A 488-nucleotide genomic window follows, 5' to 3' on the forward strand; every position below is an offset into this window, starting at 1 on the left:
CGGCTTGCCGGGCGTGACGATTGACCGCTACCAAAACTTCTTCGTATGTCAATTGCTCAGCGCAGGCGCAGAATACAACAAGCAAGCGATTGTAGATGCATTGGTTGAATGCTTCCCTGATTGCAATATCTACGAACGTTCTGACGTAGCAGTACGTAAGAAAGAAGGTTTGAAAGAGATCACTGGCGTATTGCACGGTGAAGTGCCTCCAAAATCTGTCGTCATCGAAGAAAACGGCGTAAAAATCAGTGTCGACATTGTAGGGGGACATAAAACGGGCTTCTACCTAGACCAGCGTGACAGTCGTCAACAAGCAATGAAGTACGTTAAAGATAAAGAAGTTCTTAACTGCTTCTCTTACACAGGTGGCTTTGGTCTTTACGCACTGAAAGGCGGCGCAAAACGCGTAATCAATGCGGATGTATCTCAGCCAGCATTGGACACAGCAAAATACAATGCAGAGCTGAACGAGTTTGATATCTCGAAAA

General features: G+C 45.9%; 1 pseudogene. It reads left to right on the plus strand.

The annotated features are described in order from the left end of the window. Positions 1-488 (plus strand): annotated as a pseudogene (locus R7P72_RS25765) (class I SAM-dependent methyltransferase); the annotation flags it as partial.

It is taken from the genome of Vibrio sp. Vb0888, assembly GCF_033338835.1.
Classification (GTDB): Bacteria; Pseudomonadota; Gammaproteobacteria; order Enterobacterales; family Vibrionaceae; genus Vibrio; species Vibrio alginolyticus.